General features: G+C 36.8%; 13 protein-coding genes. 12 read left to right on the top strand and 1 reads right to left on the bottom strand.

What is annotated here, in order from left to right; genetic code table 11:
* Window positions 1-11: 11 nt before the first annotated feature.
* Entirely contained in the window at window positions 12-416 is a 405-nt protein-coding gene (locus tag V4D30_RS09765) for a hypothetical protein (protein ID WP_353684136.1), read from the top strand.
* Here the strand turns inward: V4D30_RS09765 and V4D30_RS09770 are convergent.
* Window positions 406-921, bottom strand: a complete 516-nt coding sequence (locus V4D30_RS09770) for a chemotaxis protein CheW (RefSeq protein ID WP_353684137.1) — start codon at window positions 919-921, stop codon at window positions 406-408. The genes V4D30_RS09765 and V4D30_RS09770 overlap by 11 nt on opposite strands.
* A 357-nt stretch (window positions 922-1,278) precedes the next feature.
* Here V4D30_RS09770 and V4D30_RS09775 point away from each other — a divergent pair, with 357 nt between their 5' ends.
* The 11 genes from V4D30_RS09775 (at window position 1,279) to V4D30_RS09825 (ending at window position 10,142) form a co-directional block, all read left to right on the top strand.
* On the top strand, window positions 1,279-1,725 hold the full coding sequence (locus tag V4D30_RS09775) for a phosphatidylglycerophosphatase A (RefSeq protein WP_353684138.1): 447 nt from the start codon (window positions 1,279-1,281) through the stop codon (window positions 1,723-1,725).
* Between the two features lie 6 nt (window positions 1,726-1,731).
* Window positions 1,732-2,292 carry an RNA 2',3'-cyclic phosphodiesterase gene (thpR, locus tag V4D30_RS09780; protein WP_353684139.1) on the top strand — a complete coding sequence of 187 codons (561 nt, stop codon included), beginning with the start codon at window positions 1,732-1,734 and terminating at the stop codon, window positions 2,290-2,292.
* Between the two features lie 39 nt (window positions 2,293-2,331).
* Window positions 2,332-3,357 (top strand): recombinase RecA, encoded by a 1,026-nt coding sequence (recA, locus tag V4D30_RS09785; RefSeq protein WP_353684140.1) that lies wholly within the window; start codon window positions 2,332-2,334, stop codon window positions 3,355-3,357.
* Window positions 3,338-3,832, top strand: coding sequence for a regulatory protein RecX (locus V4D30_RS09790; protein ID WP_353684141.1), 495 nt, complete (start codon window positions 3,338-3,340; stop codon window positions 3,830-3,832). Before recA ends, V4D30_RS09790 begins: the two co-directional genes overlap by 20 nt.
* Window positions 3,829-4,164 carry a hypothetical protein gene (locus tag V4D30_RS09795; protein ID WP_353684142.1) on the top strand — a complete coding sequence of 112 codons (336 nt, stop codon included), beginning with the start codon at window positions 3,829-3,831 and terminating at the stop codon, window positions 4,162-4,164. The genes V4D30_RS09790 and V4D30_RS09795 overlap by 4 nt, the downstream gene beginning before the upstream one ends.
* 3 nt (window positions 4,165-4,167) lie before the next feature.
* On the top strand, window positions 4,168-6,789 hold the full coding sequence (gene alaS / locus V4D30_RS09800) for an alanine--tRNA ligase (protein WP_353684143.1): 2,622 nt from the start codon (window positions 4,168-4,170) through the stop codon (window positions 6,787-6,789).
* A gap of 12 nt (window positions 6,790-6,801) precedes the next feature.
* Window positions 6,802-7,110, top strand: a complete 309-nt coding sequence (locus tag V4D30_RS09805) for a hypothetical protein (RefSeq protein WP_353684144.1) — start codon at window positions 6,802-6,804, stop codon at window positions 7,108-7,110.
* A 13-nt stretch (window positions 7,111-7,123) separates the two neighbouring features.
* Window positions 7,124-8,494 (top strand): L-seryl-tRNA(Sec) selenium transferase, encoded by a 1,371-nt coding sequence (gene selA / locus V4D30_RS09810; RefSeq protein ID WP_353684145.1) that lies wholly within the window; start codon window positions 7,124-7,126, stop codon window positions 8,492-8,494.
* Window positions 8,495-8,501: 7 nt separating this feature from the next.
* Window positions 8,502-9,521, top strand: coding sequence for a deoxyguanosinetriphosphate triphosphohydrolase (locus V4D30_RS09815; RefSeq protein WP_353684146.1), 1,020 nt, complete (start codon window positions 8,502-8,504; stop codon window positions 9,519-9,521).
* Window positions 9,518-9,859, top strand: a complete 342-nt coding sequence (acpS, locus tag V4D30_RS09820; RefSeq protein WP_353684147.1) for a holo-ACP synthase — start codon at window positions 9,518-9,520, stop codon at window positions 9,857-9,859. Before V4D30_RS09815 ends, acpS begins: the two co-directional genes overlap by 4 nt.
* Before the next feature lie 106 nt (window positions 9,860-9,965).
* Window positions 9,966-10,142, top strand: a complete 177-nt coding sequence (locus tag V4D30_RS09825) for a hypothetical protein (RefSeq protein ID WP_353684148.1) — start codon at window positions 9,966-9,968, stop codon at window positions 10,140-10,142.
* Window positions 10,143-10,149 lie beyond the last annotated feature (7 nt).

Below are 10,149 nucleotides of genomic sequence, written 5' to 3' on the forward strand. Positions count from 1 at the left end.
GTATTTTAATAATGATTTTTCTGATAACCATAGGTCAAGTTGCAGAAGCTCAAGAATGGGAGGAAAGTTATGATCCCAACACAGAAATTGCCATTAAAGGTAAAATTGCTGAAATTATCCAGAGGGACCGTGGACCTGTGGTGATAGGAATCACAAAGCATGATAAAATTTACAATATTATCACAGCTCCAGGATGGTACATTGAGCAGGAAAAAATAGAACTCAATCTTGGAGATGAAGTGGTTGTTCATGGTGCTAAGTTTTTTTCAAAAAAGGGTGAATTTTTTATTATTGCAAGATCAATTCATAACATATCAACAGGCAAAATTTATTCATTTCGCGATGAGAATATGAAGCCGTGCTGGAGAAGCGGACGACAGCACCAAAAGAGATACTGGAAGTTTATTACTCAATAGCTACCTTTTCTGCAGCTTCAACCATTCCTTCGCTTTCTTCTTTACCAATAAGCCTGTCCATATCAAGAAGTATAATAAGTCTGTCTTCAAGTTTTGCAATTCCCCATATAAACTCTGAACTTACAGAATAAGTCATTGGTGGAGGTGGTTCAACTATATCAGTGGATATTCTTAGAACTTCAGAGACTGAGTCAACAATAAGTCCGATGGTTATACCCTGAATATCCATTATCATAATTCTTTGTTTTGCCGTTTCTTCTTCCTCTGGAAGACCAAATTTTTTTCTCAGACTAACAACAGGAATAACTTTTCCACGAAGATTTATAACGCCTTCAACATAGTATGGAGCATTGGGAACTCTTGTTATTTCTTTCATTCTGTTTATTTCCTGAACTTTGAGGATATCAACAGCATATTCTTCCCCACCAAGAGTAAATGTGACAAGCTGAAGAATTTTTGTATCTCCACCTGCTTTTTTTTCACTTACTACCAGTGCTGTATCCATCTCTCCCTCCATAAACTTTTTTAGTGAATTATAATGAAGTGTAACCTATTTGTCAATAACAGTTCAATTCTCTCTGAAATTGAAGATAGAAACTGTCATTCCGAGGGGCTCAATGCCATTTTCATTGTCATTCCGAGGGTGGCATCCCACCCGAGGAATCTCTGAAATAGTGAGAAAGGAGGAGATTCCTCGCTTCGCTCGGAATGACAAAGTATGGGCAGGCTCGGAATGACAGAGAAGGAGCTCGGAATGACAAATCTATAAACCCCTTTGAAACATTAGTTTTCTATTTTTGTCAGCAAATTTAGATTCTTCTCAATTGTTGACTAAACTAAGACTGTTAAGCATAATAAAAAAGTGAAATTTTTAATGCTTTCAAAGATTATTGCTACAGTTTTTTTTATTGGATACTGTCCTGTTGCACCAGGCACACTGGCTTCTGCTTTTGCAATGGCTTTTTTATGGATTTTTAACCCCCATGATACGATTGTGTTATTCATGCTACTGAGTTCATTTATTCTGGGAACAATTTCTTCGGAAATACTGGCAAAGCATCTGGGTATTAAAGATCCTTCCTGTATTGTGATAGATGAGTTTGCAGGCTATCTCACAGCAGTGATTTTTCTTCCGTTAAACTTGAATGTTCTGATTACAGGATTTGTGCTTTTCAGATTTTTTGATATTGTAAAACCACCTCCCATAAGGCAGGCTGAAAGAATAGGTGGTGGATTTGGTATCATGATTGATGATTTTCTGGCAGGAGTCCTTAGCAATCTTTTAATAAGAGTTTTTCTTCTGTTATGATATTTTATGCGTCTTTTCATAGCAATACAACTTCCTCGAGAAATTAAAGAGTTTCTTGCAGAACTGACCAGTTTCAAATCAACAATTGATGGAGTTAATATTGTTCAGAAAGAAAACTTTCATATTACATTAAAATTTCTTGGTGAAGTTGAAGAAAAAATTATCCCTGATTTAATATCTACTTTGAAATCCTTATCAAGTGAGTTTTCTAATTTTACATTGAAGATTACTACTCCTGGAGTTTTCCCGGATAAAATAAAACCAAGAGTCATATGGATTGGCACAGAAAATACAGAGACACTTAGGAGATTAGCAGAAAGGATTGACGAGGAGACCGCCAGTCTTGGTTTTCAAAGGGAAGAAAGACAGTTTAAGTCTCACATAACCTTAGCAAGAGTGAAGAATCACAGGAATGGGAAGTATTTTTTTGAGAAGATTTTAAAGAAGTTTTCTGAAAACTCTTTTAATTTCCAGTTTGAGGTTAAAGAGTTCGTTTTAATGAAAAGTACATTGACTGCAAAAGGTTCAATTTATTCGGTTCTGGAGAGGTTTCCTCTGCTCAAATAGTTTAATGGTATAATAAAAAAAAGCTTAAAGAGGTGTTTTATGAATAAGGAAAAATTAAAGGCATTGGAGATTGCCATATCTCAGATTGAGAGAAATTTTGGCAAAGGCGCAATAATGCGTCTTGGAACCAAAGCTCAGGCAGAGGGAATAAGCGTAATTCCAACAGGTTCAATATCTCTTGATATAGCAACAGGTGTTGGAGGATATCCCCGTGGAAGGGTTATAGAAATCTTTGGACCTGAGTCTTCAGGGAAAACAACCCTTGCTCTTCATGCAATTGCAGAGGCTCAGAGACTTGGCGGTGTGGCAGCATTTATAGATGCTGAGCATGCTCTTGATGTCAGTTACGCTTCAAAATTAGGTGTTGATGTGGAAAATTTGCTGATAAGCCAGCCTGATACAGGAGAGCAGGCTCTGGAAGTAACAGAAACCCTTGTCCGAAGCGGAGCAGTTGACATTATTGTTATTGACTCAGTGGCTGCTCTTGTTCCAAAGGCTGAGATTGAAGGAGAGATGGGTGACAGCCTTCCCGGGCTTCAGGCAAGACTTATGAGTCAGGCATTGAGAAAGCTTACAGCAGCCATATCAAAATCTCAAACAGTGGTAATATTTATAAATCAACTGAGACAGAAAATTGGAGTAATGTTTGGAAATCCAGAGACAACACCCGGTGGCACTGCTCTGAAATTTTATGCTTCAATGAGGCTGGATATAAGAAAGACAGACACATTGAAGGAAGGGCAGGATACAACAGGTGGTAGAGTGAGAGTTAAAATCGTGAAAAATAAAGTAGCACCACCATTCAAAGAAGCTCACTTTGATATCTACTTTAATGAAGGAATATCAAGGACAGGCGAGGTTCTTGATCTTGCAGTGGAAAAAGGAATTATTGAAAAATCCGGAGCATGGTACAACTACAACGGAGCAAGATTTGCCCAGGGCAGAGAAAATGCCAAGGAATATCTAAAAATTCATTCTGAAATCTTCAATGAAATTTACTCCAAAGTTATGGATGCTTATGGATTAAAGCCAAAGGTTATGGAAGGTGAAAAAGCAGAACAATGAAGCAGTGAAGTATGCATTGAGGTTAATTACTAAAAAAGATAGAACAGAGGCTGAATTAAGAGATAGACTTCACAGAAAAGGATTTTCTCAAATGGACATTGATGAGGCAGTTGCTTATCTAAAGCAGAATGGATTTATAGATGACAGTAGATTTATCCAGAAAGCAGAAAAAATTGCACAGGACAGATTTCTAGGCAATATGGGTTTAAAAAACTACTTTGCAAAAAAAGGTATTGATAAAGAATTACTTGACAGTATCCCAGAGATAGAAGAATTTTCCCTTGCTCAGAAACTTATCCAGAGAAAAATTCATTTAATCAAGCATGACTCTTCAGAGAAAAAAAAGGTTAAAATAGCAGGATATCTTCTCAGAAGAGGATTTTCATGGGACACTATAAATAAATGCTTAAGTGAGAAATTCCCCGGAGACACAGAGTCTCCAGAGAATGACAATTTAAAGGAGGAACTGCAATGAGAGTTTTAATTGCTTTATTTATCGCATTATTTATCTTTGGATGTGCTTCTCAGGGTGTGAGATATACCTATGATGAGATTAAAAACTATCCACCAGATATTCAGGAAAGAATTGCTAAAGGAGAGATAGCACTTGGAATGACAAAGGAGCAGGTAAGACTTTCATGGGGGAATCCTTCTTCGGTGAGGATTCTTACTCCTGAAAAAGGAAAGCAAAGAGAGGAATGGGTTTATTCTTCCTCTTTAGGGCTCTTAAAATCAAGGCTTATTTTTGTTGATGGTAAGCTCACTTACATAATAAGCAATGAGCAGAGAATAATAGGTGAGGAGTAGTAAATGCAAAGTTCTGAAATAAGGAATCTATTTCTGGAATACTTTGTCTCCCATGGACATGAACTTGTAAAGAGTTCTCCACTCATTCCTAAGGATGATCCATCGTTGTTATTTACAAATGCAGGCATGGTTCAGTTTAAAAGAGTTTTTCTTGGTGAAGAACAGAAACCTTACAGCAGAGCCACAAGCTGTCAGAAATGTATGCGTGCAGGCGGAAAACACAGTGATCTTGAAAATGTTGGATTTACTGCAAGACATCATACTTTCTTTGAGATGCTTGGAAATTTTTCCTTTGGTGATTATTTTAAAAGGGAAGCAATAGTTTTTGCATGGGAGCTTTTAACAGAACATTTTAAACTACCGAAAGAAAAACTCTGGGTTTCAATCTATAAAGACGATGACGAGGCTGCATATATATGGGAGAAAGAGATAGGGATTCCTTCAGATAAAATTGTTCGTTTAGGTGAAAAGGATAACTTCTGGCAGATGGGAGATACAGGACCCTGTGGACCATGCTCTGAGATAATAATTGATCAGGGAGAGGATTTTGGATGCGGAAAGCCTGACTGTTCAGTAGGTTGTGACTGTGACAGATTTCTTGAACTGTGGAATCTTGTTTTCATGCAGTACAACAAAGACGAAGAAGGAAAATTGACAGCTCTTCCAAAGCCAAGCATTGACACAGGAATGGGACTTGAAAGAATTACAGCAGTATTGCAGGGAAAGAAAACAAATTTTGATACAGACCTTTTTCAGCCAATTATTTCTGAAGTTTGCTCTGTTTTAAATGTAAGTTACGGTAAAGAAAGGAAAACTGACATTTCAATAAAAGTTATTGCAGACCACATCAGAGCTTCCACATTTTTGATAGCTGAAGGACTAATTCCTTCCAATGAAGGAAGAGGCTATGTCTTAAGAAGAATTATAAGAAGAGCATTAAGACACATTAAGCTACTTCAGTATGATAGAGTGGCTTTTTATAAATTTGTTGAACCTGTTATTGTAACTCTTGGAACAGTTTATCCTGAGATTGTTTCTGAAAGAAAGAGAATTGAAAAGGTTATAAAAGTGGAGGAAGAAAGATTTCTTAGAAGTCTTGAAAGGGCGCAGCAGATTTTTGATGGAATTCTTGAAAATCTTAAAAAATCAGGCTCAAAGGTTCTTCCTGGAGAAGAAATTTTCAGACTTTATGATACCTTTGGTTTGCCCTTTGACTTAATAAAGGAGATGGCAGAGGATTCTTGCTTGGAGCTTGATGAGATAGGCTTTCACAGACAGCTGAATAAACAGCGTGAGCGGGCAAGGGCAGCTTCAAAGGCTCAGGAAATCGGAGTAGATGAAGTATATAAAGAGTTAAGAAGCGGGGCTTATGAGTTTAAATTTACAGGTTACACTGATTATGAAGCAGAAACAAACATTCATTCCATCGTAAAAAATGGAAAGACTGTAAAGATACTTGAAAAAGGTGAGGAAGGAGAAGTTTTTCTCTATGAAACACCCTTTTATGCAGAGTCAGGTGGACAGGTAGGAGATACAGGAATAATAATTTCAGGTTCAGGTAAAGCAGAGGTTTTTGATACCAAGAAGATAGCAGGACTTCACTGTCACAAAGTAAGAGTTATTGAAGGAAACATAACAGAAGGTGACAAAGTTTTTGCAAAGATTGACATAGAAAGAAGAAAGGCAATTGCGAGAAATCATACAGCAACTCATCTTCTTCACACTGCCTTAAGAGCTGTTCTTGGTGAGCATGTAAAGCAGGCTGGAAGCCTTGTTGCACCAGACAGACTTCGTTTTGATTTTACCCATTTTGATGCCTTGAGTGATACGGAGTTACAGGAAATTGAGAGCATTGTCAATGAGAAAATAGTTGAAAATTTACCCGTCATAGTAGAGATAAAGTCCCTTAATGAGGCTTTGAATGAGGGTGTTATAGCCCTTTTTGAAGATAAATATGAAGATACTGTTAGAGTTGTAAAAATTCTCGGATTCAGTAAAGAACTCTGCGGTGGCACTCACTGTAAATCTACTGGTGAAATAGGAAGTTTTTATATTGTTTCAGAAGGCTCTGTTGCCTCAGGAATCAGGAGAGTTGAAGCTGTTACAGGGCTCCATGCCTTTGAATATGCTAACAGGTATAGAGAGCAGATAAGAAATATCTCCCAGATTCTTAAATCAGCAGAACCTGTACAAGCAGTAGAAAGACTTATCAGTGAATTAAAGGCAAAGCAACAGGAAATTGAAGCCTTAAAGGAGAAACTAATCAGTCAGAATATTGATGAATTTGTAAAACAGGCAAGAGAAATAGACGGAGTTAAAGCCTTGGCAATAAAACTTGAAGGCGTTGATACAAAATCCTTAAGAACACTTTCAGACAAACTTAGAGAGAGACTCCATCCAGCAGTAATTTTAGTTGCATCAAAGACTGATGGGCAGGGAATTCTGCTTCTTTCAGTTACAAAAGATGCCACAGCTAAATATGATGCTGGTAAACTCTTAAAAAACATAACTCAGGCTGTTGGTGGTAAGGGTGGAGGAAGGGCTGATTCTGCTCAGGGTGGGTGTCCTGATGCTGCAAGCATTGACAAAGCAGTAGAAGTATTTTATGAATTAATTAAAAAATAACAGGAGGGAAGAATGTTTCAGGATTTATTTAAAAATATGATTTTTGCCTGTCTTGGAATGCAGGAGATACTTAAAGAATTTCTCAATGATCTTGTAAAAAAAGGAAAGATGAGCGAGTCTGAGGCTGCAAAGATAGTTAATGAATTCATCTCAAAATCTGAGGAAGCAAAGGAGGGCTTTAAAGAGAGCTTTAAAGAGATGATTCAGAAAACACTTCAGGGAATGAACTTAGCCACAAAAGACGAGATTGAAAACCTGAAATCTCTCATAAATGAAATGAATCTAAGGATTACAAAGATTGAAGAAAAATTGAAAGAATAATTGAAAATCTATTATGGATAAAGCCAAGGTTTTAAGAGAGATTCCCTCAGTTGACAGAATTTTGAAAAATGAAAAAATAAAAGCTCTCCTCAAAGATTACTCTTACTCAATGGTCAGAGAATCAGTAAGGAATGTTATTGATAGTTTGAGGACTAAGGTTTTGAAAGGCAGTTTTTCAGAAATTAATGAAGAAAGCTTAATTGAAGAGATAAAGAACTCCTTGAATAAAAGGTATTCTCTTCAGCCTGTCATAAATGCAACAGGAGTGGTGATTCACACAAACCTTGGAAGAGCGATACTTCCACAAGAGGCAATCAAGCATGTTGTGGAGATTGCTCAGAGTTATTCAAATCTTGAGTATGACCTTGAGATGGGTAAAAGAGGAAAAAGATATGCTCACATTATTGATGCTGTGAAAAAGATTGTGAATGTAGAGGCAGCAGTAGTTGTAAATAACAATGCAGGTGCGGTTTTCCTGTCTCTTAATACACTTGCTCATGGTAAAGAGGTAGTTGTTTCTCGTGGAGAATTGGTTGAAATAGGAGGTTCTTTCAGGATTCCTGATGTTATGGCTCAATCAGGCGCCATCTTAAGGGAAGTGGGAACAACAAATAAAACCAGATTAAGCGATTATGAAAGAGCAATAAATGAAAATACAGCTCTGTTACTTAAAGTGCACAGATCAAACTTCAAGATTACAGGCTTTACCGAAGAAGTTTCAGTAAAAGAGCTCTGTGAACTTGGAAAACAGAGAGGCATTCCAGTAATGGTTGATCTCGGCAGTGGATGTTTTATTGATCTAAAAAAATACGGATTCTATGGAGAACCTTCAGTTCAGGAAGTGGTAGATGAAGGAGCTGATATTGTTACTTTCAGTGGGGATAAACTTCTCGGAGGAGCTCAGGCAGGATTTATAATTGGCAGATCTGCGATTATTGAGAGAATATCAAAAAATCCTCTTATGAGGGCATTAAGAGTTGACAAACTCACTCTTTCAGCTCTTGAGGCAACTTTAATGCTTTATCTTGACGAAAAAGAAGCCATTGAAAAAATTCCCACACTGAGAATGATTCTTGAACCACCGGAAAAAATCAAAAAAAGAGCAGCTAAGATATTAAAAATGTTTAAAAAACACGGGATTGAGGCAATGCTCAGAGAAGATGTATCAATGCCAGGAGGAGGTTCACTTCCTGAAAGTGGAGTTAGAACATATGTTGTTGCTATTAAGACAGATAAGCCTGATGAATTCTCAGAAAAATTAAGACAAACTCAGCCTCCGGTTATTGGGAGAATAAAGGACGATTTTGTTATTTTTGACGCGAGAACCATACAGGAAAGAGAGATTCCATTACTTGTGAAAGCTGTAAAACAAATCATGGAATAATGCTTGTATGAACCTTAGAAAACAATACGAGGAGATAGAAAAAACTGTTCTACATTCCAGAGCATGTTTAAGCTGTCAAACAAAGGGAAGGCTTAAGCCTGAACCAGAGGATGATATCAGAACACCTTTTCAGCGTGACAGAGACAGAATCATCCACAGCAAAGCTTTTCGTAGGCTGAAGCATAAAACTCAGGTTTTCTTTTCTCCTCAGGGTGACCACTACAGAACCAGACTTACTCATGTGCTTGAAGTCTCTCAAATAGCCAGAACAATTGCAAGAGCATTAAGACTTAATGAAGACCTTACAGAAGCCATTGCACTTGGACATGATCTGGGGCATACTCCTTTTGGACATGCAGGAGAAGCAATTCTAAGAGAACTTCATCCAGGAGGATTTGAACACTATGAGCAGAGCCTGAGAGTAGTTGATGTTCTTGAAAAAAATGGAGAAGGACTTAATCTTACTTTTGAGGTAAGGGACGGAATACTTAAACATTCAAAAGGTCGGGGAAGGATTTTAAGTGATGAGCCAGTTACTTTAGAAGGTCAGATTGTGAGAGTAGGAGATGTTATTGCCTATCTGAATCATGATATTGATGATGCACTGAGAGCTGGAATTATCAAAAAAAGTGATATTCCGCAAAGGTTTTTAAAATTTTTTGGTGACAGGCACTCAAAAAGAATTGACAAAATGGTCAGAGATGTTATTTTTACGACTATAAAAGAAGACTATAAAAAAATTTCCATGTCTTCTGAAATGGAAGAAATGGTTTATGAGTTTAGGGATTTTCTCTTTGAAAAAGTTTATTACAATGAGAGGGTTATTCAGGAGTTTAAAAAGGCAAAAAGAATACTTGAAAGTCTTTATAATTATTATCTTGAGAATCCTCATGCAATAGATGCTCAAGCCCTTGAAGAAAAGGAACTTCACAGAAAAATATGTGATTTTATTGCAGGAATGACAGACAGATATGCCCTTTATACTTTTGAGAAAATATTTATACCAAGGAGCTGGGCAGTGCCGTGATTGAAGGGATTGGTGTTGATATTGTTTCTGTTGATAGAATAAAAAGAGTCTATGAAAGATTTGGAAGAAAGTTTTTAGATAGAGTTTTTACTGAAGGAGAGATTGCTTATAGCTTTAGTTATTCAAATCCCTTTTGCCATCTTGCAGCTCGTTTTGCTGTAAAGGAAGCAGTGATTAAGGCACTGAAAAAGCCTTCAGGTTTAACTTTAAAGCATATTGAAGTAAAAAACAATTCTGATGGCTCACCAGAGGTTAAAATAGAGGGATTGAATAGGAAAATTTTTGTATCCCTCTCTCATGAAAAAAAATACAGTGTAGCAATGGTCATTGTTATTTAGCTTTATTTCCTCTGGAGAACTACACATATTTAAATTCAGGAGCAATTGCTCAGAAAGCACTAAAATTTAATTGCCACTACATATTTAAAGGTTGCAGAAAAAATCCTTGAGATTTTATGTCATTTGGAAATACTTAAGAGAAAAAGCTGACGAAGAAAGAGTAAAGCAGTTGCTTGAAAAATTTATAGGAGAGATTGAAGATGAAAGAAATAACTTCAAAGTAACTTCACGAGCTGAAGAAATCCTCTCAGGAAAGGCATTTAAAAAATTATGCAAGCCTTAAAACTTCA

It is taken from the genome of Thermodesulfovibrio sp. 3907-1M (assembly GCF_040450955.1).
Classification (GTDB): Bacteria; Nitrospirota; Thermodesulfovibrionia; order Thermodesulfovibrionales; family Thermodesulfovibrionaceae; genus Thermodesulfovibrio; species Thermodesulfovibrio autotrophicus.